The organism is Streptomyces capillispiralis (assembly GCF_007829875.1).
Classification (GTDB): domain Bacteria; phylum Actinomycetota; class Actinomycetes; order Streptomycetales; family Streptomycetaceae; genus Streptomyces; species Streptomyces capillispiralis.
The window spans coordinates 6,077,935-6,100,269 of the sequence record NZ_VIWV01000001.1; the positions used below are offsets into that span (position 1 = coordinate 6,077,935).

The following is a 22,335-nucleotide window of genomic DNA, read 5'->3' on the forward strand; positions in this document are numbered from 1 at the left end:
CACTCAGTCCCGTTCGCACACGAAGATCGCCGTACCCGGGATCAGGTTGCCGCGCAGCGGGGACCAGCCGCCCCACTCCGAGGTGTTCCACACCGGCCACTCCGGCTCCACCAGGTCCACCAGACGGAACCCCGAGGCGACGACGTCGCGCACCCGGTCGCCGAGCGTCCTGTGGTGCTCCACGTACACCGCGCGGCCGTCCTCGTCCTGCTCCACGTACGGCGTGCGGTCGAAGTAGGAGCCGGACACGCTCAGCCCCTCGGGGCCCGGCTCGTCCGGGAACGCCCAGCGGATCGGATGGGTCACCGAGAACACCAGCCGGCCACCGAGCCGCAGCACCCGCCGCACCTCGCGCAGCACCAGCCGCGGATCGGCGACGAAGGGCAGCGCCCCGTACGCCGAGCAGGCCAGGTCGAAGGAGCCGTCGGCGAACGGCAGCGCGCCCGCGTCGGCGCACACCAGCGGGAACGGCCCGCCGATGCGCAGCGCGTGCTGCAACTGCCGGTGCGAGATGTCCAGGGCCACCGGGCGCGCCCCCTGGGCGGCCAGCCAGCGCGAGCACTGCGCCGCGCCGGCGCCCAGCTCCAGGACGTCCCGCCCCTTCAGCTCCTCCGGCGGGCCGAGCAGCTCGGCCTCCACCTCGTCCAGCCCCTCGGGCCCCCACACGAAGCGGTCGTCGCCGAGGAACGTGCCGTGCTCGATCTGGTACTCGTCCGCATTGCGGTCCCACCACCCCCGGTTGGCTCGTGAGCTTTCCGTGACTCCGGCGTCCCGCCGGGTCGCCTCCGGTTCGGGCGCTTCGGGCTCTTGGATGATCGGCTCCCTCGTCGTACTCTTCCGTCCAGCCGGCCCCCGGCGTGTCGCCGAAGGGCGCCACGGGCCCCTACATGGCCTCGGGAGACGGGAATTGTGCCGGTTATGCGGCGATCCGCCCCGGGTGGGCGGCTTCGCGCATTGACCCTGCCCGGCTGCCCCCGTATGCTACAAGTTGCGCTGCGGGCCTGCGCACCTCAGACGTAGCAGGCTGCGCTCGCATCTGTTGTATGTCCCCTCGGTTCTCGAGGCGTCATCACCAGTTCGACTGGTTCGACGCTTCCTTGGCTGTCCGGCTTCTGCAGAGCGAAACGGGCTCCCGGCGTAGCAGTACCTACGACTTCAATGTCCGTACCGGAGCCCTTTCCCACATGACGAGCAGCACCGAGACCACCGCCACCACCCCGCAGGTAGCGGTCAACGACATCGGTAACGAGGAAGCATTCCTCGCCGCGATCGACGAGACGATCAAGTACTTCAACGACGGCGACATCGTCGACGGCGTCATCGTGAAGGTCGACCGGGACGAGGTCCTGCTCGACATCGGTTACAAGACCGAAGGTGTCATCCCGAGCCGCGAGCTCTCGATCAAGCACGACGTCGACCCGAACGAGGTCGTCGCCGTCGGTGACGAGATCGAGGCCCTGGTCCTCCAGAAGGAGGACAAGGAAGGCCGCCTGATCCTCTCGAAGAAGCGCGCCCAGTACGAGCGTGCCTGGGGCACCATCGAGAAGATCAAGGAAGAGGACGGCATCGTCACCGGTACCGTCATCGAGGTCGTCAAGGGTGGTCTCATCCTCGACATCGGCCTCCGCGGCTTCCTCCCGGCCTCCCTGGTCGAGATGCGCCGTGTCCGCGACCTCCAGCCCTACGTGGGCAAGGAGCTCGAGGCGAAGATCATCGAGCTGGACAAGAACCGCAACAACGTGGTCCTGTCCCGCCGTGCCTGGCTGGAGCAGACCCAGTCCGAGGTCCGCCAGACCTTCCTCACCACCCTCCAGAAGGGTCAGGTGCGGTCCGGCGTCGTCTCCTCGATCGTCAACTTCGGTGCCTTCGTGGACCTGGGTGGCGTCGACGGTCTGGTCCACGTCTCCGAGCTGTCCTGGAAGCACATCGACCACCCGTCCGAGGTCGTCGAGGTCGGTCAGGAAGTCACCGTCGAGGTCCTCGACGTCGACATGGACCGCGAGCGTGTCTCCCTGTCGCTGAAGGCGACCCAGGAAGACCCGTGGCAGCAGTTCGCCCGCACCCACCAGATCGGCCAGGTCGTGCCCGGCAAGGTCACGAAGCTGGTTCCGTTCGGTGCGTTCGTCCGCGTGGACGAGGGCATCGAGGGTCTGGTCCACATCTCCGAGCTGGCCGAGCGCCACGTGGAGATCCCGGAGCAGGTCGTCCAGGTCAACGACGAGATCTTCGTCAAGGTCATCGACATCGACCTCGAGCGCCGTCGCATCAGCCTCTCGCTGAAGCAGGCCAACGAGGCCTTCGGAGCCGACCCGTCGACGGTCGAGTTCGACCCGACCCTCTACGGCATGGCCGCGTCGTATGACGACCAGGGCAACTACATCTACCCCGAGGGCTTCGACCCCGAGACCAACGACTGGCTCGAGGGCTACGAGACCCAGCGCGAGGCGTGGGAGACCCAGTACGCCGAGGCGCAGCAGCGCTTCGAGCAGCACCAGGCGCAGGTCATCAAGTCCCGCGAGGCGGACGAGAAGGCCGCTGCCGAGGGTGGCGAGGCCGCCGCTCCGGCCGCGTCCGGTGGTGGCTCGTACTCCTCCGAGGGCCCGGACAACTCCGGTGCGCTGGCCTCGGACGAGGCGCTCGCCGCGCTCCGCGAGAAGCTGGCCGGCGGCCAGAGCTGATCGCTCGCCGCTGAGGCCTGGCCCGTAACCGAGGGGCCGCACCTTTCGAGGTGCGGCCCCTCGGTGCTGCCCGGAAGACCCCCGGGCGGGCCGGGCGCCTGCCGCGAGCGGCGGTCGCGCCACGAGGCGGACACCGCACAGCGATACGCCCCCGCCCCTCGGGAGTGATTCCCGGGAGTTGCGCCGCGCCCGGGAATGCCGGTGCCGCATGCCACGTTGTGCAGTACGGACACGAGGAGGAGCGGTCACTGTGCTTGATCCGCAGGGTTTGTACGCATGGGAGCCGAAGGGACTCGGCGTCGTCGACATGGCGCTCGCCCAGGAATCGGCCGGACTTGTCATGCTCTACCACTTCGACGGATACATTGACGCGGGCGAGACCGGGGACCAGATCGTCGACCGGCTGCTCGACTCGCTGCCCCACCAGGTCGTCGCCCGGTTCGACCACGACCGGCTCGTCGACTACCGCGCCCGGCGTCCGCTGCTGACCTTCACCCGCGACCGCTGGACCGACTACGACGTCCCCGCCATCGAGGTGCGCCTCGTCCAGGACGCCACGGGGGCGCCCTTCCTGCTGCTGTCCGGGCCCGAACCGGACGTGGAGTGGGAGCGCTTCGCCGCCGCCGTGCAGCAGATCGTGGAGCGGCTCGGCGTCCGCCTGTCGGTGAACTTCCACGGCATCCCCATGGGCGTCCCGCACACCAGGCCCGTCGGCCTCACCCCGCACGGCAACCGCACCGACCTCGTCCCGGTGAGCAGCAACGTCTTCGACGAGGCCCAGGTCCCGGGCAGCGCCGAGGCCCTCGTCGAGTACCGGCTCATGCAGGCCGGGCACGACGTCCTGGGCGTCGCGGCGCACGTGCCCCACTACATCGCCCGGTCCCCCTACCCGGACGCGGCCCTGACCGCCCTGGAGGCCGTCACCGCCGCCACCGGACTGGTCCTGCCCGGCGTCGCCCACGCCCTGCGCACCGACGCCCACCGCACCCAGACCGAGATCGACCGCCAGATCCAGGAGGGCGACGACGAGCTCACCGCCCTCGTCCAGGGCCTGGAGCACCAGTACGACGCCGCCGCGGGCGCGGAGACCCGGGGCAACATGCTCGCCGAACCGGTCGAGATCCCGTCGGCGGACGAGATCGGCCGCGAGTTCGAGCGCTTCCTGGCGGAGCGCGAGGGAGACGGCTAGGCGGTTCCGGCCGGATGCGTCGGACGGACGAGGTGCCGGGACGAAACCCGGAAACCGACGACAACGCGGCAGACACGGGTACCGGATCCCGCGACCGAGGCAGGCAGGCGTACCCGGTCCCCCGACCGCGGCAGGCAGGCGCCGGGCAGGCCGCACCGCCCGGAGCCTGCGCCCGCCGCCGGGCGGGGTCGACCGGTGCGCCTAGGGTCTGTCGTTCGGATCAGGTCGGCTGACAGAGGCTGCGCCTCTCAGCCCACCCGCCCCGCGACGCCGACATGATCCGAACGACAGGCCCTAGGTCGTGTCCGCAAAGTGCCTCGGTCGTTGTTCTGTTTGTGGTGCGTCGTCATGAGCTGACTGATGAGTCGTGGGCGGTGATCGAGCCGTTGCTGGCTCCGCCGCGGATGGGTCGTCCGGTGCGGGATCGCCGGCAGGTGGTCAACGGGATCCTGTGGAAACTGTCCACCGGGGCTGCCTGGCGGGACCTGCCCGAGCGGTATGGCCCGTGGAAGACGGTCTATGAACGTTTCCGCCGCTGGTCTGCAGACGGCACCTGGGACCGCCTTCTGGCCCACGTCCAGCAGCACTCGGACGCGGTCGGTGCGGTCGACTGGACCGTTGTCTGCGTGGACTCCACGACCGTGCGGGCCCATCAGCACGCTGCGGGAGCCCGAAAAGGGGGCAGGACTGGCCGGGCGAGGCACTCGGCCGGTCCCGTGGCGGGCTGACCACGAAGATCCACCTTGCCTGCGACGGTGAAGGCCGCCCCCTGGCCTTCACCCTCACCGCCGGCAACGTCAACGACTGCACCCAGTTCGAGCAGGTCATGGCCCGCATCCGCATCCAGCGGTGCGGACCCGGCAGACCGAGAACCAGGCCCGAGCGGGTCGCGGCGGACAAGGGCTACTCGTCCATGAAGATCCGCACCTACCTGCGACGTCGCGGCATCAAGGCGGCGATTCCCGAGCGGATCGACCAGATCAACGGCCGCATCCGCAGGGGCGAAAGCCTCTGCCGACTCGACCGGGCGGCCTACCGGCGACGCAACGTCGTCGAGCGCTGCTTCAACAAGCTCAAGCACAACAAAGCCCTGGCCACCCGCTACGACAAACGCGCCCGCCACTACCAGGCCCTGGTCACCCTGGCCTGCCTCAGACTCTGGCTGCCCTGACTTTGCGGACACGACCTAGGCTTCCTTCCATGCTGACAGTGGGCCTGACCGGCGGGATCGGCGCCGGCAAGAGCGAGGTGTCGCGGCTGCTCGTCGAGTGCGGAGCCGTACTGATCGACGCCGACCGCATCGCGCGTGAGGTCGTCGAACCGGGGACCCCCGGCCTGGCGGCGGTCGTGGACGCCTTCGGGGAGGAGGTCCTCGCCGCGGACGGTCGTCTCGACCGGCCCAAACTGGGCTCCATCGTCTTCGCCGACCCCGAGAGACTGGCCGTCCTGAACGCGATCGTCCACCCGCTGGTGGGCGCCCGCTCCAGGGAACTGGAGCAGGCGGCCGCCGCGGACGCCGTCGTGGTCCACGACGTCCCCCTCCTCACGGAGAACGGCCTCGCCCCCCTCTACGACCTCGTGATCGTGGTCGACGCGAGCCCCGAGACACAGCTCGACCGGCTCGTGGGCCGGCGCGGCATGAGCGAGGAGGACGCACGGGCGCGGATGGCCGCCCAGGCGACACGCGAGCAGCGCCGGGAGATCGCCGACATCGTCATCGACAACGACGTCCCCCTCGACGAGCTGGAACGGCGTGTCAAGGACGTGTGGGCCGAGCTCGTCCGCAGGGCACGGACGCCCCGGGAGTCCCCGCAGGAATAGCGGCCCCCGGACGGCGCGTTGAACCCCTTCAGCAAGGGAAGGATGTCGCCGTGCCCGAGACCAGTGGTTCGACCGGACGTACGCCGGAGACGCATGTCATCGACTTCCGTGCCGCCGAGCACCTGCTCGCCTCCCGGGACCCGAGGGGCGCGGTGAAGCTGCTCGACGGTGTCATCGACGTCCACCCCGAGAACACCGCCGCCCGGCTGCTGCGCGCGCGTGCCTTCTTCGCGGCGGCCCAGCTGCGCCCCGCCGAGCTCGAGTTCTCCCTCGTCCTGGAGCGCGAGCCGGACAACGCCTTCGCCCACTTCGCGCTCGCCCGCACCTACCAGCGGCAGGGCCGCCCGCACCCGGCCAAGCGCCACTTCCGGCTGGCGGCCGCCCTGGACCCCAACCCGGAGTACCTGAAGGCGGCCCGCTTCGAGGCGTGACGGCTACGGCCGGCGCCTCGGCGGCTGGTACGGCGGGACGTCGGGGCCCGGCTGGTAGTGCGGCCCCTGGCGGATGTGCCGCAGGACGACGACCAGGTCGACCGTGATGATCAGCCACAGCAGCCCGCAGGCGAGCGCCCAGCCCGGATGCCCCGCGAGCGCGAACGCCACCGTCCCGGCGACCGTCCAGACCACCCCCCACACGCTCAGCCAGAACCGCATCCGCAGCGCACTGCGCGCGGTCGTCGGCTCACTGCCCGTACGCATCACGCTCACCACTCCCGGCTGCGACCTGCGGCTTCATGGATCCGAGTGCCCGGAAACGGAGCGGTTCACCGCCCGGACCGAGCCCGGGGCTCACTCGGTCGGGTGAACCTGTGGGCCGGAGGGAACGGGTGTGCGGACGCGGTCCGTTGGGCGGGCATGGAGCGGAAAATGCGTGAGGGGTACGAGGGGACGGGACCGGGGGCGATCACCCCTGACGGCTGCGCGGTGGAGCTCTACTCGCGGCTGCCCGTCGGCGCGGAGCCGGACATCATCGCCGCCGCGGTGCCGGCGGGGGCCCGGGTCCTGGAGCTGGGCAGCGGAGTGGGGCGGGTGACCCACGCCCTGCTGGAGCGCGGATTCGAGGTCACGGCGGTGGACGAGTCCGCCGAGATGCTGGAGCGCGTGCGCGGGGCGCGGACGATCCGGGGCTCCATAGAGGAGATCGACCTGGGCGAGACCTTCGACGTGGTGCTGCTGGCCTCCTTCCTGGTGCACGTGGGGGACGTCGAGGTGCGGCGGGGCATGCTGCGCACCTGCGTGCGGCATCTGGCGGAGGGCGGGTGCGTGCTGATCCAGCGGGAGGGCGAGAACTACCACAGCGATGTGCCGCGCGAGCGGGTCGACCCGGCCGGTTTCACCGTGCGGATCGTGTCGGCGGAGCCGGTCGGCGACGGGGTCGACGCGGTGCGCGCGGAATACGAGTTCCCGGACGCGGTCTGGACCCAGACGTTCCGGGCGTGGCCCTTGACGAAGCAGCAGTTCGAGGACGCGCTGGGGGAGGAGGGGCTGAGGGTGGACCGCTACCTGACGGCGGACCGGACATGGGTGAGGGCCGTGCCGGTGGCCACCGGCTGAGCGCGCGAAATCCGCGTCGGCGGCGATGAGTTCGCGGGCGGGAAGCGGTCTACCTCTGTGACAGCATCACGGACCGCTTCCCCAGGAGACCTTCATGTCGGAGACCACCGCCCCCGCCGCGACCGCCGCCTCTGCCACCGGGACCACGGGCGTCACCGGAACCGGCGGGACCGCCCTCGCCGAGTCCGCGACCGTCGGCGGACGGCGTGCCCGTATCGCGCTGCGCGCCCTGCAAGCCCTCCTCGCGCTCTTTTTCGCCGTCCCGAGCGCGCTGCCCAAGCTGATCGCGCACTCCTCGGCGGCCGAGACCTTCGACGAGATGGGCTGGGGCAGTACGGGCATGTACGCCATCGGGGTGCTCGAACTGGCGGGAGCGATCGGCCTGTTGATCCCGGTGCTGCAGTCGGCGGCCGCGACGGGGCTGGCCGCGCTGATGGTCGGCGCGTTCGTCGTGCAGGTCACGATGCTCGACGGCCAGTACGCGGCGACCCCGCTCATCCTCCTCGTCCCCCTCGCGCTCATCGCCTGGACCCGCCGCAGCCACAACACGGACCTGCTGCGACTGCTGCGCCGACAGAGCTGAAGGCTCATTCCCCGGCGCGGGGGTGACGAGGGCGGCGGGGAAGCCGCTCACCGTACGGTCACGGCCGAGCCGTGCCGCCGCCCGGCGCACCCTGGCCGCCGCATCAGCCCCGGTTGCCGGATCAGCCTCGTCCGCCAGTGCCGCCGGCACGCCCGCCTCTCCCACGGGACCGGCCGGCACCTCCGCCGCGTCCCCCCGCTCCACCGCCCGCACTCCGGCCAGCGGCACCACCGGGCGCTGCGCCCAGGTCGCCCGGCCCGCCCGATCCGCCCGGGCCACCGGGCCCGCCGAAGCCACCCGGTCCTGCGGGCCCGCCCGGTCCGCCCAGTCCGCGCAGACGCTCGAGTTCCCGGCGGTCGCGCTTGGTCGGGCGGCCCGCGCCGCGGTCGCGGATTCCGGCAGGAGCGACGGCCTCGCGCGGCGGGGGCGGCGGCGAGTTGTCGATGTAGCACTGGGCTGCCACCGGGGCGCCGACCCGCTTACGGATCAGTCGCTTGACGACGACGATCCGCTCCCGGTTCTCGTGCCGCAGGCGCACCTCGTCGCCGACGCGGACGGAGTGCGCGGGCTTGACCCGCTCCCCGTTCAGACGCACATGACCGCCCCGGCAGGCGGCGGCGCCCAGGGATCGCGTCTTGACCAGGCGCACCGACCAGATCCAGCTGTCGATGCGGACGGACTCACCGCTCTGCGGCCCGGCCGCCTCCGCAGCGGCCACAGCCGCGGCGACCTTCGGATCCGCCGGCACGGAAGCCGATGCCGATGCCGAGGCCGATGCCGATGTCGGCTCCTGGGCAGTCCCCTCGGGACCCTCGGGCCCCTCGGTCCTGTCAGCACCAGCAGCACCACCGTCATCAGTGGCAGCGCCGTTCACGGGCACCCCACCGCCGAACGGCTGCTCTCCGTCCGCGGCGCCACCCGTCATGTCGTACTCCGCACCCTCCGCACCCATGTTCCCGACCTTACGGCCTGTGGTCCGGATCAGGTGAGGACAGGCGGATCGATGTACGGAGAAGCCGGGTCCGACCGTCGCCCGGTACATGGCCTCAGTCCAAGGGCATGGGAATGGGCACGGGTACGGGCATGGGCATGTTTCAGAAGGATGCGCCTCAGCTCGGTGCGGTCCCTGACGCCTACCGTGGAGGTATGGATTCCAGCGGTCTCGCCCGTCTCGACCGGCGCATCGCCGGCTGCCGTGCCTGCCCCCGGCTGGTCGACTGGCGTGAGGAGGTCGCCCGTACCAAGCGCGCGGCGTTCGCGGACTGGACGTACTGGGGCAGGCCGGTACCCGGGTTCGGGCCCCCGGACGCCCGGCTGCTGATCGTCGGACTGGCGCCCGCGGCACACGGCGGCAACCGCACCGGCCGGATGTTCACCGGGGACCGCTCGGGGGACGTGCTGTACCAGGCGCTGTACGACGTGGGCCTCGCCTCCCAGCCGACCTCCGTGCACGCCGGGGACGGCCTGGAACTGCACGGCGTACGCGTCACCGCACCCGTGCACTGCGCCCCGCCCGCCAACAAGCCCACCCCCGCGGAACGGGACGCCTGCCGTCCCTGGCTGGTGCGGGAGCTGCACCTGCTGCGGCCGACGGTGCGGGCCGTGCTCGTGCTCGGGGCCCTCGGCTGGCAGGCCACGCTGCCCGCCTTCGCCGAGGCGGGCTGGACCGTGCCCCGCCCGAAGCCCCCCTTCGCGCACGGCGCCCACGTCGTCCTCGACGCCCCCGACGGGCCCGGCCTCCACCTCTTCGGCTGCTTCCACGTCAGCCAGCGCAACACCTTCACCGGCCGGCTCACCCCCGCCATGCTCCGGGAGGTGCTGCGGACCGCGGCCGAGGCGGCCGGGCCGGCCGCACGGAATTGAGATGAGTCCCGGGCCCCACGGGCGTTACGGTGCGTCGATGGGCCTGTATCCGGAGATCGAACCGTACGACCACGGCATGCTCGACGTCGGCGACGGCAACCACGTCTACTGGGAGACCAGCGGGAACCCACGGGGCAAGCCCGCGCTGGTGCTGCACGGCGGTCCGGGGAGCGGCGTACGCCCCAATTACCGACGCTACTTCGACCCCGCCGCGTACCGCATCGTGCTGCTCGACCAGCGCGGCGCCGGACGGTCGACTCCGCCCGCGAGCGACCCCGCGACCGACATGGGTGTCAACACGACCGCCCACGTCATGGCGGACCTGGAGCGGCTGCGCGCCCACCTGGGCATCGAGAGGTGGCTGGTGTGGGGCCTGTCGTGGGGCTCGATCCTGGGACTGCGCTACGCGCAGACGCACCCCTCAGTCGTGTCGGAGCTGGTGCTGACCGGAGTCGCCACCGGTTCCAACGCCGAAGTGGCCCTGCTGACCCGGGGATTGGGGAAGATCTTCCCCGAGGCCTTCGAGCGGTTCCTCGCGGGACTGCCCGCCGGTGAGCGCGACGGCAGCCCGGCCGCCGCGTACAACAGGCTGCTGGAGTCGCCCGACCCGGAGGTCCGCGCACGCGCCGCGCGGGCCTGGACGGACTGGGAGACGGCGACGATTCCCGCGCCGCCGGGCTCGGTCGCCCGGTTCGAGGACCCGGAGTTCCGCTTGGGCTTCGCGCGGACCGTCACGCACTACTGGGGCAACGACCACTTCCTCGGCGAGGGCAACGACCAGGGCGTGGTCCTGCGGGACGCCCACCTCCTGAAGGGCATCCCCGGCACCCTCGTCCAGGGCAGCCTCGACTTCGGCAACCTCCTCGGCACCGTCTGGCGGCTCCACCACGCCTGGCCGGACAGCGAGTTGGTGATCGTCGACGACGCCGGCCACGACGCCGGAGCGGTCGGCGACGACGCCCTGATCGCGGCGACGGACCGCTACGCGCGCGGCGCCTGACCGCCACGCGCGCGGCGCGGGACGCGTACGCCCGGGGCGCCCGACAGTTCCACGCCGGGCGCCGGACAGCTCGCCGTCGCACCGACGCGACCGCACCACATGCGTCCCTACGGCCGCCACTCGTACCGCACGTCCGGTTCCCGCTCCTCGTTGCCGGAGCCGTCCGTCCACTCGACGGCCGCGAAACCGTGCCGCTCGTAGAAGCGGCGGGCGGGCGTGTTCACCTGGAACGTCCACAGGCTCAGCCCCCGAGGGCGGCGCTCCTTGGCGAGCCGGACGAACCGGTCGCCGATGCCGTGCCCGCGCCGGTCCGGTGCGAGGTAGAGCTGGGACAGCTCGTCCCCTTCCAGCACCATGACCCCGACGACCGCGCCGCCGCCCGCCGGTCCGGCCCCGGCCACCCACGTCTCCGCCGCCGGGAGCACCACGTCGCGGAAGTAGGCGCGCACCTCCTCGTCGGAGTGCGGTCTGACGACCGTCGGCAGGGCGGCGGTGAAGGACCGCAGCCAGACGTCGGCCACGGCCCGGGCGTCCGCACCCGTGGCCCGGCGCAGCACCACCTGCGCCATCGGCCCCGGTGCGTCGGGCGGCGGGAACAGGCCGGGCACGGGGACACGCTGGATCATCGGGGGCTCCTGGGGGCCGGAGGGCGGGCGATCGGTCGCCCGCCGATCGTCCGCCCTCCTGGCCCGTCGCCGCACCCGGATTTCCCGGCCGCCCGGCGCCGGACCACGGCTGCACGGGTGTGCTGCGGGTGTGCTCGGGGTGTACTACGGCTGCACTACGGGTGCAGCACCACCTTGGTGTAGCCCTCGATCCGCTTGTCGAACTTGTCGTAGGCCGACGGCGCCTGGTCCAGGGGCAGTTCGTGGGAGACGACGAAGCTCGGCTTGGCCCTGCCTTCGATGATCATGTCCCGCAGGTACCGGTTGTAGCGCTTCACGTTGCACTGCCCCGTCCCCATCCGCAGGCCCTTCTCGAAGAGCTTGCCGATCGAGACGAGGAGCATGCCCTGCTTGGCCTGCTCGTCCGGTCCGCCCGGATCGGACGGCACGTAGAGGCCGGGCACGCCGAGCGCTCCGGTGGCCCGGACCGTACGGACGAGGGAGTTCAGTACGGTCGCCGGTTCCTCGCGGTCCGTGCCGCGCGCCGTCGCCTGGTAGCCCACGGCGTCGATGCCCTTGTCGGTGCCGGTGCCCTTGGTCTGCTCGTGGATCTGCTCGACCGGGTCGCCCTCGGCGAAGTTGACCGGCACCGCGCCGATCTCCTCGGCCTTCTGCAGCCGCTCCGGGACCCGGTCCACGACGAACACCTTGCTCGCGCCGCGCAGCAGCGCCGAGTAGGCGGCCATCAGCCCGACCGGTCCCGCGCCGTACACCGTGACGCTCTCGCCGGGCCGGACCTGGGCCAGTTCACAGCCGTGGTAGCCCGTGGGGAAGATGTCGGCGAGCAGCACGAAATCGGTCTCGTGCTCCTTTCCCGGCGGCAGTTTCAGGCAGTTGAAGTCGGCGTAGGGGACGCGGAGGTATTCGGCCTGGCCGCCCTTCCAGGGTCCCATGGCGACATAACCGTAAGCCCCGCCCGGAAAACCGGGATTGACGGTCAGACAGTAACCGGTGAATCCCTCGACGCAGTTGGTGCAGAATCCGCAGGCGACGTTGAAGGGCATGACCACGCGGTCGCCCTCCTTGAGCGAGGTCACGCCCTGGCCGACCTCCGCGACGGTCCCCATGTTCTCGTGGCCGAAGGTGATGCCGGGCTCGGCGGCCGTGCGGCCCTCGTACATGTGCAGGTCGGAGCCGCAGATGGCGGTGGAGGTGACTTGTACGATCACGTCGTTCGGATGCTGGATGGTGGGGTTCTCGACGTCTTCGACCGCTACTTCGAACGGTCCCTTGTACACGACGGCCTTCATGACTTCGACCTCCGCTCGATGATGTACACGTCCGGTTGTCGCGTCCCTCCCGACGTTCCGCGTGACCGATATCTCATGATTCTCCGGTCTGCCTTATAGGGCAAGCCGGTAATATCCACGGCAATGGCATGGGATGCCTGGGGATGCCTTACCGGGAAAGGAAGGGGCGGACATGGCGGCGCAGAGGCTGGGAACGCTCCTCGTTCCCGTGCCGGGACTGTCCGGCACCACGTACCCGCCGGGCACGACCGTCACGGTGCGTGGTCGCGGTGCGACGGTCGACGCCTTCGTCGACGGTGACTGGCTGCCGCTGTCCTGGTGGGAGTTCTCCGACGGTCTGCGCGAGGACATCGCCGACCGCTGACCCCGTCAGCCGACCCTGACCCAGTCCAGGGTGCGCTCCACGGCCCGCTTCCAGTCCTGGTAGCCGTCCTGGCGCTGCTCCTCGCTCCACTGCGGGCTCCAGCGCTTCGACTCCTGCCAGTGCGAGCGCAGTTCGTCGGTGTCGCGCCAGAACCCGGTCGCGAGCCCGGCGGCGTACGCGGCGCCCAGCGCGGTGGTCTCGGCCACCACGGGGCGGCTGACCGGCACGCCCAGCACATCGGCCTGGATCTGCATGCACAGGTCGTTCGCCGTCACCCCGCCGTCGACCTTGAGCACGTCCAGGTGCACGCCCGAGTCCTGCTCCATGGCCTCGACCACGTCACGGCTCTGGTAGCAGATCGCCTCCAGCGTGGCCCGTGCGATGTGCCCGGCGGTGTTGTACCGGGCCAGCCCCACCATGGCGCCCCGGGCGTCCGAGCGCCAGTAGGGGGCGAACAGGCCGGAGAACGCCGGCACGAAGTACATCCCGCCGTTGTCGTCCACCGTGCGCGCCAGCTGTTCGCTGTCCGGGGCGCTGCGGATGATCTTCAGCTGGTCGCGCAGCCACTGCACGGCCGCGCCGGTGACCGCGATGGATCCCTCCAGCGCGTAGATCACGGGGCTGCCCGCGAACTGGTACGCCACCGTCGTCAGCAGCCCGTGCCGCGAACGCACCAGCTCCGTACCCGTGTTGAGGACCAGGAAGTTGCCGGTGCCGTAGGTGTTCTTGGCCTCGCCGGGGGAGAAGCAGACCTGGCCGACGGTCGCGGCCTGCTGATCGCCGAGTACGCCGGTGATCGGGACGGCGGCGCTCAACGGCCGGGAGGAACGCGCCTGGCCGTACGCCTCGGGGTCGGACGAGGGGCGGATGGCCGGGAGCATCGCACGCGGGACGCCGAACATGTCCAGCAGCTCGTCGTCCCAGTCGAGGGTCTCCAGGTTCATCAGCATGGTGCGGCTGGCGTTGGTCACGTCGGTGGCGTGCACTCCGCCGTTGGGGCCGCCGGTGAGGTTCCACAGCACCCAGGCGTCGGTGTTGCCGAACAGGGCGTGGCCCGCCTCGGCGGCCTCGCGCAGTCCGTCCACGTTCTCCAGCAGCCACTGGATCTTGCCGCCGGAGAAGTAGGTGGCCGGCGGCAGACCGGCCTTGTGGCGGATGACCTCGCCCCGCCCGTCGCGGTCGAGGGCCGCGGCGATGCTGTCGGTGCGGGTGTCCTGCCAGACGATCGCGTTGTAGTACGGGCGGCCGGTGCGCGGGTCCCAGACCACGGTCGTCTCACGCTGGTTGGTGATCCCGATGGCCTTCAGGTCGGTGGCCGACAGCCCTCCCTCCCGCAGGGCGTTCTGGATCACCGTGTTGGTGCGCTCCCAGATCTCCACCGGGTCGTGCTCCACCCACCCCGAGCGGGGCAGGATCTGCCGGTGCTCGAGCTGGTGCTTCGCCACCTCGGTCCCCGAGTGATCGAAGATCATGAAGCGCGTGCTGGTGGTGCCCTGATCCACCGCGCCGACGAATTCGGGCATCGTGCCACCTCTCCTCGTGACCGGGCGGGCCTGTGTGCGCCCGGGACCCTAGGGCTGTTCCGTGGCGGGGCCTTCCTCGGCCGCCTCCGCCCTGGCCTTGATCACCGGACTGATGAGCAGGTCGTACACCCAGGTACCGAGAACTCCGCCGATGAGGGGGCCGACAATGGGAATCCACCAGTAACCGCTGAACCATCCGAATGTGCCGGGCAGGGCGATCGAACCCCAGCCTTCGAAGAACGTGAACAGCCGGGGACCGAAGTCGCGTGCCGGATTGATCGCGTATCCGGCGTTGGTGCCGAACGTCAAACCGATCGCGACGACCACCAGACCGATGAGGAACGGATGGAGATTCGACATCGGCGCCGTATTACGGGTGTCGATGAGGGCGCAGACCAGCATGAGGAGAATTCCGGTCCCCACGATCTGGTCGAGCAGGGGGCCCCACCAGGAATCCCCGAAGTATTCGGCGGGGAAGGTGGCGAAGATCGAGTACGTCGCCAGGGATTCGTCCCGCGGGACCCCCGCATCGGTGTCCGCCGCGACGATCGCCCACCGGTAGCAGGCGTAGACGAGCGCGGCGGCGACGAAGGCGCCGACGACCTGCGCCAGCCAGTACGGCAGGACCTTCCGCCACGGGAAATCCCTCCGCACGGCGAAGGCCAGCGTCACCGCGGGATTGATGTGCGCGCCGCTGATACCGCCGGCCACATAGATGGCGAACACCACCGCGAGACCCCAGCCCCACGCGATGATCAGCCAGTTGGCGGGCCCGAACTCCACCACCTGCCGGCCCGATCCCGGCAGACCGACGACCGCGACGGCAACCGATCCGACGCCCAGCAGAATCAGGACGAATGTCCCCAGGAATTCGGCGAGCATCTCACCGCCGAGGCCTTTTCGATAACCCCGTCGACGTGCAACGCGTTCAGCCATCGGCTCTCCTCGGCTGGAATGGCACGGGCATTCCCTCCCACAACGGAAGCGTAGGTGCGCCGGGGGGATCGGGCGCGCCGAGGGCCGCATTTCCTCCCAACAGAGCAATGCGCCGGCGCTCACTCCCGGGCGCGCGGCCATCGGCGTCCGGCCTCCCGCGTACGCTGGCGGGTCCGCCGTGTTCCGCCCCGACCGACAGGAGCCCGCAGCCCCATGCACTCCCGTACGGACCAGGCGTCCCTCGACGCCACCGCCGACCGCCTCGCCGCCCTGCCCGCCGTCCGGGCGGTAGCCCTCGGCGGTTCCCGCGCCCAGGGCATCCACCGCCCCGACAGCGACTGGGACCTGGCGGTCTACTACCGGGGCGCCTTCGACCCGGACGACCTGCGCGCCCTCGGCTGGGAAGGGGAGGTGTCCGAGATCGGCGCCTGGGGCGGCGGCGTCTTCAACGGAGGTGCCTGGCTGACTGTCGACGGGCGCCGGGTCGACGTCCACTACCGCGACCTCGACGTCGTCGAGCACGAACGGGCGGAGGCGGAGGCGGGCCGCTTCCGCGTCGAACCGCTGATGTTCCACCTGGCGGGCATCCCGACCTACCTGGTGGTCGCCGAACTCGCGCTCAACGAGGTCCTGCGCGGCGAACTGCCCCGCCCCGCCTACCCCGACGCGCTGCGCGCGACCGCCCCCGAGCGCTGGCACGGAACGGCCACCGCGACACTCGCCTACGCACGGGCGCACCACGCCCCGCACGGCCGTCTGACCGAGGTCGCCGGGGCCGTCGCCACAGCGGCCCTGCACACCGGGCACGCCGTGCTGGCCGCGCGCGGAGAATGGATCACCAACGAGAAGCGCCTGCTCGACCGGGCGGGCCTGCGGGCCGTGGACGGCATCCTCGCCCGCCTGCGGGACGACCCGAGGTCACTCACCACGGCCGTCACCGACGCGGAGACCCTGTTCGCGGCGACACTGCGCTGACGGCGCCGACCGTAGTGACCGAGACCGGCCGTACTGACGGCGCCGACCGAACGGACGGCGCTGACCGCGACCGGCCGTGCCCGCGGGCGTCAACGGCATTGCTCACGGCGCGGGTTGGGCCACGGTGGGAGCATCGTGACGGCCGGGGGAGCGGAGCGGGCCTCCCGGTGGATCGGACGCTTGAGGGCTCGGATGGACTCCACTCCGCTCACGCCGGCCGGTACCGCGGGCACATTCCTGGTGACGCTGCTTTCTTCACCCCTCTCGGCTGGCCGGGTCCGGCCGAGCGTGGGGACGGGGCATCGTGTCCGCCGTGGGCCTGACGGGGTAGCCACCGGCCACCGTCCGCCCCCGTCGTCACCTCCGGGAAACACGCCCGTTCACTCACCAGCATCACCGTCGCTTACGGTGGAGACGCGTCCCCTTCCGGCCCGGTCACCGTCGCCCGCGAGCTCACCCCGCCCTCGATGCGACCACTGGAGCCCCGTGACCCGCCCCGCCCGCGCCGTACCCCCGTGGCTGGCCCATGCCCTGCGAGCCCAACGCGGACCGGTCCCCTGGAGCGCGGTCGTGCGGGGCGCGCTGGGCGGTGGGCCCCTGCTGCTCGCGGCCGTCCTCGGCGGGCGGCCCACGCTCGGGGTCGCCGCCGCCATCGGCGCCATGTTCGCCGGGATCAACGACCGGCCGGGCAGCCGGCGGGCCTCCGTCGGCCGGATCGGCGGGCCCGCCCTGGCCGGGGCGGCCGGGCTGGCCGCGGGGACGTACGCCGGGGACCACGTCCCGGCCGTGCTGCTCACCGTGCTGCTGACCGGTCTCGGCCTCGTCGCCGGCGCAGTCAGCGCGCTGGGGCCCGTGGGATCCGCCGTAGGTGTCCAGCTGCTGGTCGGCACGGCCGTCGGAGCCGGGATGCCGCTGCCCGAGCCGGGCTGGCAGCGGGCGCTCGCCTTCCTCGCCGGTGCCGGATGGCTGCTCCTGCTGCGGCTGGCGCTGCCCACACCGGGCTCGCTCGCCGGGGCCCGGCTCGACTTCCGCTTCGACGGGGAACGGCACGCCGTCGCCGGGGTGTACGAGGCGATCGCGGCGCTCCTCGACGCGGCCGGCTCGGAGACGGCCACCGCACGCCGGGCCGCGCTCACCGCCGCCCTCGACCAGGCGCAGGACGCCCTCGCCGGACCCCGGCTGCGGCGGTACGCCTCCTCCGCGGCCGAACGCCGGCTGCACGCCCAGTACGCCGCCGCGCTGCCGCTCGCCGAGGCGGCGACCGCGCTGGCCTGGGCGGAGGAGGCCGTACCCGCCCGCGCGGCCGAGGGACCCCGCCGTCTCGCCGCCGCCGTGCGGGGCAGTGCCCCCACCGGGCCGCTGCCCGCGCCCACCCGGTCCGCGCCCGCGCTGCGCGCCCTCGACGACGCCCTCCTGCACGCCGCCGAGGCGTTCGACCGGGCCGAGGGCGGCGACTTGCACAGCCGCAAGCGGTCCAGGACCGCCCGGACGCGCACCGTCCTCGGCGCCCGGGGCCGCGAGTACGGGCTGCGGGTCGCCCTCTGCTTCGGGGCGAGCGCCGCCCTCGCCCAGGCCCTGCACCACGCCCGCTGGTACGGACAGCACGACCACTGGTACTGGCTGCCCGCCACCGCCGTCTTCCTCGTCAAGCCCGACCTCGGACCGCTGGCCTCCCGGGTGCTGTCCCGGGCCGCCGGAACGGTGCTCGGGGCCCTGCTGTTCGCCGGCTTCGCCGCCGTGCTGCCCCGGCCGGAGGGGCTCGTCGCGCTGGTCGCCGTCAGCGGGGCGCTGATCCCCGTGGCCACCCGGCACTTCGCCGCGCAGACCGCCGTCGTCACCGTCCTCGTGCTCGCCCTGGTGATGGTGGGCGGCGAACCCCAGGCCTCCGTCGGCCGGATCGCCGAGACCCTGCTGGCCTGCGCCGTCGTGCTGGTCGTCGGCCACCTCCCGATGCCGGGACAGCGCGGCGACGCCATCCGCGCCCGGCTCACCGAAGCGGGCGGGGCCGCCCAGGCGTACCTCGACCACGTGCTCGGCGGGTCCGGGGACCGCGCCGCCCGCTGGACCCTGCGCCGCGAGGCCTACCGCACCCTCGCCGAGGCCCGTACCGCCATCGCGCTCGCCTCCGCCGAACTGCCGACGCTCGCCCGGCACGCCGACGGCGCCGACGAGCTCGCCGCCACCCTCGAACGGCTCGTCGACACCACCACCGCCTGCGCCGTCCACCTCGACGACACCGGCGGCCTCGACCCCCGGCACACCGCGCGGCTCGCCGAGCTGCGGGACGAACTCGCCCGCCGCCGCGACCGCGTGGGCCCGCGCCCACCGGACCTGCCCGTCGCCGGGTGAGCCGGCGCCGGTCTCACCCGACGCGCACCCACACCGGCGCGTGGTCCGAACCCGCCACCCCGCGCCGCTCCGCGGGATCCGCGCCGATGGACGGCAGCCGCGGCGGGCCCTCGTCCGGCAGGCCCGTGCCCGCCACCGTCACCCGCCGCACCAGCCGGTGACTGAGCAGCACGTGGTCGATCAGCTCCCGGCGGCCGGAGTTCACCCGCGAATAGCGCTGCGCGGCGGGGATGAGCGGAGCCACGTCCCACAGCCGCAACGCGTCGCCGTCGTCCGGGCGGTCGTGGCCGGGGGTGCCGATCTCCGACCCGGGCGGCCCGAGCAGGATCTGGGTGGTCGCCGCCTGCACCTCGTCGTTGAGGTCGCCGAGCACCGCCACGTCCCGCTCCCGGCCGTCACCGTCCAGCAGCTCGTCCGCCAGCGCGCGCAGGGCCGCCGCCTCCGCCGCCCGCCGGTACAGGGCGTAGGCACCGTAGCGGGCCCGTTCCCCCTCGTCCCGCGGGTGGAAACGACCGTCCGGATACGACAGCAGCTTGGACTTCAGATGGCACACCGCCGCCCGCAGCGGCGGGCCGTCGCCGTCGCCCGCCACCTCCACCGCCAGGAAGCCGCGGCCCGCCCGTCCGGCCGCCGGGCCCGCGTCGTCCGCCTGCACGGGATGCAGCCCGGCCGGGAACGCCGCGGTGTCGGCGACCACCGTCACGTCCGTGCGGCTGAGGAAACCGACCCGGGTGCCCCTGCTGTCCGTGTGCCCGGACAGGGCGATCCGCCAGTCGTCGTCCAGCATTCCGGCCAGGTCTTCCAGCGCGCCGGGGTCGCCGACCTCCTGCACACCGAGCAGCGCCGGGTCGAGTTCCGTGATCACGGCGGCGAGCGAGGCGAGCTTGGACTCGTACGCGGCCCGGTCCCCGGGCCCGAAGGGGCCGCCGGGCCGGTAGAGGTTCTCCAGATTCCAGGTGCCGAGGAGCATGGCGCCCCTTTCAGCCGTGGGCGGGCCCGCGCTCGGGCCGGGGTGCGTGTCCGGCCCGCCCCGCGACGGAGCCGCGACGGGATGTCGCGGTTCGGCTCACCCCGGGCGAGGAGCGCGTCGTACGTTGACCCGATGACGCCTTCTGCCGTGGAGAGTCCCGCCGGGCTCATCATCACCGGATGCACCGTCCTCACGCACGACGATCAAGAAGCGGTCGGCTTCGCGCACGACGCGGCGATCGTCGTACGCGACGGGATCGTGACGGAGGTGACCGGCGCGGACGCGGTCGCCGGCCGGGCGGCCGACGAGTGGATCGACGCCCGCGGGCAGGTCGCGCTGCCCGGCCTGGTCAACTGTCACACGCACGCGCCGATGGTGGCCCTGCGCGGCCTCGCCGAGGACCTGCCGACCGAGGAGTGGTTCAACGACGTCGTCTGGCCGGTGGAGTCCAACCTCACCGAGCGGGACGTCGAACTGGGCGCCCGGCTCGCCTGCGCCGAGATGATCCGCGGCGGCGTCACCTGCTTCGCCGACCACTACTTCGCCATGGACGCGGTCGCCGCCGTGGTCGCCGAGTGCGGCATGCGGGCGCTGCTGGGGGAGGCGTACTTCTCCTCGCAGGGCGTGCGGGGACGGGAGCGGTCACTGGAGTTCGCGCTGCGCCACCGCGACACGGCCGGCGGCCGCATCACCACCGCCCTCGCCCCGCACTCCCCCTACACCGTGGACGAGGCCGACCTCGCCGCCACCGCCGAACTGGCCCGTGCGCACGGGCTGCCCGTGCATCTGCACGCCGCCGAGAACCGCGACCAGACCGAGACCAGCCGGGCCCGGCACGGCGTCACCCCCGTCGAGGTCCTGCACCGCACCGGCATCCTCGACACCGATGTGCTCCTCGCCCACGGCACCGGCATCGTCGACAGCGACCTGCCGCTGCTGGCACGCGCGGCCGGCCGTACCGCCGTGGCCACCGCGCCCCGCGGCTACCTCAAGTTCGCCTGGCCCACCACGACCCCCGTGCGCGCGCTGCGCGACATCGGCGTCCCGGTCGGACTCGCCACGGACGGCGCCGCCTCCAACAACTCCCTCGACGTGTGGGAGGCGATGGCGCTCACCTCCCTGATCCAGAAGTCGACGGAGGGCGACCCCCGCTGGCTGACCTCCCGTCAGGCCCTGCACCACGCCACGCTGCAGAGCGCACGCGCGGTCGGCCTCGGGGAGAGCGCCGGCAGCATCGCGCCCGGGCGCCGCGCCGACATCGTCCTCGTCGACCTGACCGGCCCGCACACCCAGCCGGTGCACGACCTCGCCGCGACCCTGGTGCACAGCGCCCGCGCCGCCGACGTCCGTACGACCGTCGTCGACGGCCGGGTCCTCATGCGCGACCGGGAACTGCTGACGATCGACGTCCCCGAGGTGGTGCGGGAGCTGGACGAGCGGCTGCCCGCGCTCGTCGACCGTAGCCACGGCCGGCGGATCCAGGAGTACGACACCTGAGGCCCGGAAAAAGACGGTGCGCGAGCGATGAGTTCCGCACGGCCCGGAAGTCACCTCCTGCAACGGGACCGTCGTACAGGAGGATCCATGTCGCTTCCGGAGATCGTCTCCCGCGCCGAGTGGCGCGCGGCGCGGGAGGAACTGCTGGTCAAGGAGAAGGTCGTCACCCGCGCCCGGGACGCACTGGCCGCGGAGCGGCGCGGGCTGCCCATGGTCCGGATCGACCGGGAGTACGTGTTCGAGGGCGGCGACGGCAAGGCCACGCTGCTCGATCTGTTCGAGGGACGGCAGCAGCTAGTCGTCCACCACTTCATGTTCGCCCCCGAGTGGGACGCCGGGTGCCGCGGCTGCTCCGCGTTCCTGGACCAGATCGGGCATCTCGCCCACCTCAAGGCGCGGGGCACCACGTTCGCGGCCGTCTCCCGGGCGCCGTACACCAGGATCCTGCCGTTCAAGGCGCGGATGGGCTGGACGGTGCCCTGGTACTCCGCGCCCTCCGGCGACTTCAACGTGGACTTCGAGGTGACCCTCGAACAGGACGGGGAGCTCGTCGAGCGGCCCGGCCTCAGCTGCTTCCTGCGCGACGGCGACCAGGTCTTCCACACCTACTCGACGTATGAACGCGGTCTGGACGGGCTCGGCTCGACCACCGGCCTGCTGGACCTCACCGCGCTCGGCCGGCAGGAGGAGTGGGAGGAACCCGAGGGGCGCGCGTCGGCTCTCGGGACGCCTGCGGGAAGTGAGCCCGTCCGCTATCACGACGAGTACGACGACTGATACGGAAGGTGACGGATTACTCCGAAAAGCTGAGAGCCCGCTCACACTTGGCGGTGAACGGGTGTCAACTACGTCTCAGTACCGTCACCGGGCGAGGTGTTCACCCCATGGTTGGCGTTTAACTCTACGAGTACGACGCGGCATGGAGGTGGCAGGGTGAACGGGCGAACGGTGCTCGAACGCTTTCCCGCGGGTGGACCGCGCGGGTCCTGGCCCGCGGAGGAGTTCGCGCACGCGCGGCGCCTGGAGGGCCTGCCCGCCGAGGTCGTCATGGACCTCGCCACCGACATGTTCCTGGTGATCGTGCGCGGCGACGGCGCCGGTGACGCGACGGCGTGAGCG

23 protein-coding genes are annotated in these 22,335 nt (G+C 72.1%); 15 read left to right on the forward strand and 8 right to left on the reverse strand.

From position 1 onward, the window contains the following. Window positions 1-3 precede the first annotated feature (3 nt). Window positions 4-816 carry a class I SAM-dependent methyltransferase gene (locus tag FHX78_RS26455; protein WP_145869902.1) on the reverse strand — a complete coding sequence of 271 codons (813 nt, stop codon included), beginning with the start codon at window positions 814-816 and terminating at the stop codon, window positions 4-6. 368 nt (window positions 817-1,184) lie between these two features. Here FHX78_RS26455 and rpsA point away from each other — a divergent pair, with 368 nt between their 5' ends. From rpsA to FHX78_RS26480, 5 genes are all read left to right on the forward strand, one after another. Beyond that, on the forward strand, window positions 1,185-2,678 hold the full coding sequence (gene rpsA / locus FHX78_RS26460; protein ID WP_145869903.1) for a 30S ribosomal protein S1: 1,494 nt from the start codon (window positions 1,185-1,187) through the stop codon (window positions 2,676-2,678). Between the two features lie 250 nt (window positions 2,679-2,928). Continuing rightward, a complete protein-coding gene (locus FHX78_RS26465; protein ID WP_145869904.1) occupies window positions 2,929-3,867 on the forward strand; it encodes a PAC2 family protein in 939 nt (312 codons plus the stop codon). A gap of 338 nt (window positions 3,868-4,205) precedes the next feature. After that, window positions 4,206-5,038, forward strand: a protein-coding gene (locus FHX78_RS26470) for an IS5 family transposase (RefSeq protein ID WP_225252626.1) whose coding sequence is annotated in 2 segments (ribosomal slippage) — window positions 4,206-4,545 and window positions 4,545-5,038 — 834 coding nt in all. Because the reading frame shifts where the segments join, the coding sequence is not laid out codon by codon here. 29 nt (window positions 5,039-5,067) lie between these two features. Continuing rightward, window positions 5,068-5,688, forward strand: coding sequence for a dephospho-CoA kinase (coaE, locus tag FHX78_RS26475; RefSeq protein WP_145869905.1), 621 nt, complete (start codon window positions 5,068-5,070; stop codon window positions 5,686-5,688). Between the two features lie 50 nt (window positions 5,689-5,738). Further along, window positions 5,739-6,119 (forward strand): tetratricopeptide repeat protein, encoded by a 381-nt coding sequence (locus tag FHX78_RS26480; RefSeq protein WP_145869906.1) that lies wholly within the window; start codon window positions 5,739-5,741, stop codon window positions 6,117-6,119. A 3-nt stretch (window positions 6,120-6,122) separates the two neighbouring features. Here FHX78_RS26480 and FHX78_RS26485 read toward each other — a convergent pair whose 3' ends face one another. Continuing rightward, window positions 6,123-6,386 carry a DUF6343 family protein gene (locus tag FHX78_RS26485; protein WP_189908678.1) on the reverse strand — a complete coding sequence of 88 codons (264 nt, stop codon included), beginning with the start codon at window positions 6,384-6,386 and terminating at the stop codon, window positions 6,123-6,125. Window positions 6,387-6,554: 168 nt separating this feature from the next. Here FHX78_RS26485 and FHX78_RS26490 point away from each other — a divergent pair, with 168 nt between their 5' ends. After that, window positions 6,555-7,241 carry a class I SAM-dependent methyltransferase gene (locus tag FHX78_RS26490; RefSeq protein ID WP_145869908.1) on the forward strand — a complete coding sequence of 229 codons (687 nt, stop codon included), beginning with the start codon at window positions 6,555-6,557 and terminating at the stop codon, window positions 7,239-7,241. A 94-nt stretch (window positions 7,242-7,335) separates the two neighbouring features. Next, window positions 7,336-7,824, forward strand: a complete 489-nt coding sequence (locus FHX78_RS26495; RefSeq protein ID WP_145869909.1) for a DoxX family protein — start codon at window positions 7,336-7,338, stop codon at window positions 7,822-7,824. A 121-nt stretch (window positions 7,825-7,945) separates the two neighbouring features. Here FHX78_RS26495 and FHX78_RS26500 read toward each other — a convergent pair whose 3' ends face one another. Then, window positions 7,946-8,704 carry an RNA-binding S4 domain-containing protein gene (locus FHX78_RS26500; protein ID WP_373313081.1) on the reverse strand — a complete coding sequence of 253 codons (759 nt, stop codon included), beginning with the start codon at window positions 8,702-8,704 and terminating at the stop codon, window positions 7,946-7,948. A gap of 266 nt (window positions 8,705-8,970) precedes the next feature. On the opposite strand from FHX78_RS26500, the gene FHX78_RS26505 reads away from it, so the two are divergent. Together FHX78_RS26505 and pip are read left to right on the forward strand one after the other, a co-directional pair. Continuing rightward, window positions 8,971-9,687 (forward strand): uracil-DNA glycosylase, encoded by a 717-nt coding sequence (locus FHX78_RS26505; RefSeq protein ID WP_145869910.1) that lies wholly within the window; start codon window positions 8,971-8,973, stop codon window positions 9,685-9,687. 37 nt (window positions 9,688-9,724) lie between these two features. Then, window positions 9,725-10,687 carry a prolyl aminopeptidase gene (pip, locus tag FHX78_RS26510; RefSeq protein WP_145869911.1) on the forward strand — a complete coding sequence of 321 codons (963 nt, stop codon included), beginning with the start codon at window positions 9,725-9,727 and terminating at the stop codon, window positions 10,685-10,687. A gap of 107 nt (window positions 10,688-10,794) precedes the next feature. Here pip and FHX78_RS26515 read toward each other — a convergent pair whose 3' ends face one another. Beyond that, entirely contained in the window at window positions 10,795-11,256 is a 462-nt protein-coding gene (locus FHX78_RS26515) for a GNAT family N-acetyltransferase (RefSeq protein WP_145872171.1), read from the reverse strand. 212 nt (window positions 11,257-11,468) lie between these two features. Next, window positions 11,469-12,602, reverse strand: a complete 1,134-nt coding sequence (locus FHX78_RS26520) for a glutathione-independent formaldehyde dehydrogenase (RefSeq protein WP_145869912.1) — start codon at window positions 12,600-12,602, stop codon at window positions 11,469-11,471. Window positions 12,603-12,774: 172 nt separating this feature from the next. Here FHX78_RS26520 and FHX78_RS26525 point away from each other — a divergent pair, with 172 nt between their 5' ends. Next, a complete protein-coding gene (locus FHX78_RS26525; RefSeq protein WP_145869913.1) occupies window positions 12,775-12,966 on the forward strand; it encodes a hypothetical protein in 192 nt (63 codons plus the stop codon). A gap of 5 nt (window positions 12,967-12,971) precedes the next feature. Here the strand turns inward: FHX78_RS26525 and glpK are convergent, their stop codons facing one another. Continuing rightward, entirely contained in the window at window positions 12,972-14,489 is a 1,518-nt protein-coding gene (glpK, locus tag FHX78_RS26530) for a glycerol kinase GlpK (protein ID WP_145869914.1), read from the reverse strand. A 48-nt stretch (window positions 14,490-14,537) separates the two neighbouring features. Then, window positions 14,538-15,425 (reverse strand): MIP/aquaporin family protein, encoded by an 888-nt coding sequence (locus tag FHX78_RS26535; protein WP_145869915.1) that lies wholly within the window; start codon window positions 15,423-15,425, stop codon window positions 14,538-14,540. A gap of 213 nt (window positions 15,426-15,638) precedes the next feature. Between FHX78_RS26535 and FHX78_RS26540 the strand changes: the two genes are divergently transcribed. Further along, entirely contained in the window at window positions 15,639-16,400 is a 762-nt protein-coding gene (locus FHX78_RS26540; protein ID WP_145869916.1) for a nucleotidyltransferase domain-containing protein, read from the forward strand. A 486-nt stretch (window positions 16,401-16,886) separates the two neighbouring features. Continuing rightward, window positions 16,887-18,749, forward strand: a complete 1,863-nt coding sequence (locus tag FHX78_RS26545) for an FUSC family protein (protein WP_145869917.1) — start codon at window positions 16,887-16,889, stop codon at window positions 18,747-18,749. A gap of 13 nt (window positions 18,750-18,762) precedes the next feature. Here FHX78_RS26545 and FHX78_RS26550 read toward each other — a convergent pair whose 3' ends face one another. Further along, window positions 18,763-19,719 carry an endonuclease/exonuclease/phosphatase family protein gene (locus tag FHX78_RS26550; RefSeq protein ID WP_145869918.1) on the reverse strand — a complete coding sequence of 319 codons (957 nt, stop codon included), beginning with the start codon at window positions 19,717-19,719 and terminating at the stop codon, window positions 18,763-18,765. A 132-nt stretch (window positions 19,720-19,851) separates the two neighbouring features. On the opposite strand from FHX78_RS26550, the gene FHX78_RS26555 reads away from it, so the two are divergent. The 3 genes from FHX78_RS26555 to FHX78_RS26565 all read left to right on the forward strand — a co-directional run bounded on the left by FHX78_RS26555 (window position 19,852) and on the right by FHX78_RS26565 (window position 22,332). Continuing rightward, window positions 19,852-21,216, forward strand: coding sequence for an amidohydrolase (locus FHX78_RS26555; protein WP_189908679.1), 1,365 nt, complete (start codon window positions 19,852-19,854; stop codon window positions 21,214-21,216). 87 nt (window positions 21,217-21,303) lie between these two features. Next, entirely contained in the window at window positions 21,304-21,993 is a 690-nt protein-coding gene (locus FHX78_RS26560) for a DUF899 domain-containing protein (RefSeq protein ID WP_145869919.1), read from the forward strand. Between the two features lie 156 nt (window positions 21,994-22,149). After that, a complete protein-coding gene (locus FHX78_RS26565; protein ID WP_145869920.1) occupies window positions 22,150-22,332 on the forward strand; it encodes a hypothetical protein in 183 nt (60 codons plus the stop codon). Window positions 22,333-22,335 lie beyond the last annotated feature (3 nt).

Excerpts from the sequence above, each read along its gene's own strand:
- rpsA (WP_145869903.1), top strand. The coding sequence starts at position 1,185 with ATGACGAGCAGCACCGAGACCACCGCCACCACCCCGCAGGTAGCGGTC.
- coaE (WP_145869905.1), top strand. The coding sequence starts at position 5,068 with ATGCTGACAGTGGGCCTGACCGGCGGGATCGGCGCCGGCAAGAGCGAG.
- FHX78_RS26485 (WP_189908678.1), bottom strand. The coding sequence starts at position 6,386 with ATGCGTACGGGCAGTGAGCCGACGACCGCGCGCAGTGCGCTGCGGATG.
- FHX78_RS26490 (WP_145869908.1), top strand. The coding sequence starts at position 6,555 with ATGCGTGAGGGGTACGAGGGGACGGGACCGGGGGCGATCACCCCTGAC.
- FHX78_RS26495 (WP_145869909.1), top strand. The coding sequence starts at position 7,336 with ATGTCGGAGACCACCGCCCCCGCCGCGACCGCCGCCTCTGCCACCGGG.
- FHX78_RS26505 (WP_145869910.1), top strand. The coding sequence starts at position 8,971 with ATGGATTCCAGCGGTCTCGCCCGTCTCGACCGGCGCATCGCCGGCTGC.
- pip (WP_145869911.1), top strand. The coding sequence starts at position 9,725 with ATGGGCCTGTATCCGGAGATCGAACCGTACGACCACGGCATGCTCGAC.
- FHX78_RS26515 (WP_145872171.1), bottom strand. The coding sequence starts at position 11,256 with ATGGCGCAGGTGGTGCTGCGCCGGGCCACGGGTGCGGACGCCCGGGCC.
- FHX78_RS26520 (WP_145869912.1), bottom strand. The coding sequence starts at position 12,602 with ATGAAGGCCGTCGTGTACAAGGGACCGTTCGAAGTAGCGGTCGAAGAC.
- FHX78_RS26525 (WP_145869913.1), top strand. The coding sequence starts at position 12,775 with ATGGCGGCGCAGAGGCTGGGAACGCTCCTCGTTCCCGTGCCGGGACTG.
- glpK (WP_145869914.1), bottom strand. The coding sequence starts at position 14,489 with ATGCCCGAATTCGTCGGCGCGGTGGATCAGGGCACCACCAGCACGCGC.
- FHX78_RS26535 (WP_145869915.1), bottom strand. The coding sequence starts at position 15,425 with ATGGCTGAACGCGTTGCACGTCGACGGGGTTATCGAAAAGGCCTCGGC.
- FHX78_RS26540 (WP_145869916.1), top strand. The coding sequence starts at position 15,639 with ATGCACTCCCGTACGGACCAGGCGTCCCTCGACGCCACCGCCGACCGC.
- FHX78_RS26550 (WP_145869918.1), bottom strand. The coding sequence starts at position 19,719 with ATGCTCCTCGGCACCTGGAATCTGGAGAACCTCTACCGGCCCGGCGGC.
- FHX78_RS26555 (WP_189908679.1), top strand. The coding sequence starts at position 19,852 with ATGACGCCTTCTGCCGTGGAGAGTCCCGCCGGGCTCATCATCACCGGA.
- FHX78_RS26560 (WP_145869919.1), top strand. The coding sequence starts at position 21,304 with ATGTCGCTTCCGGAGATCGTCTCCCGCGCCGAGTGGCGCGCGGCGCGG.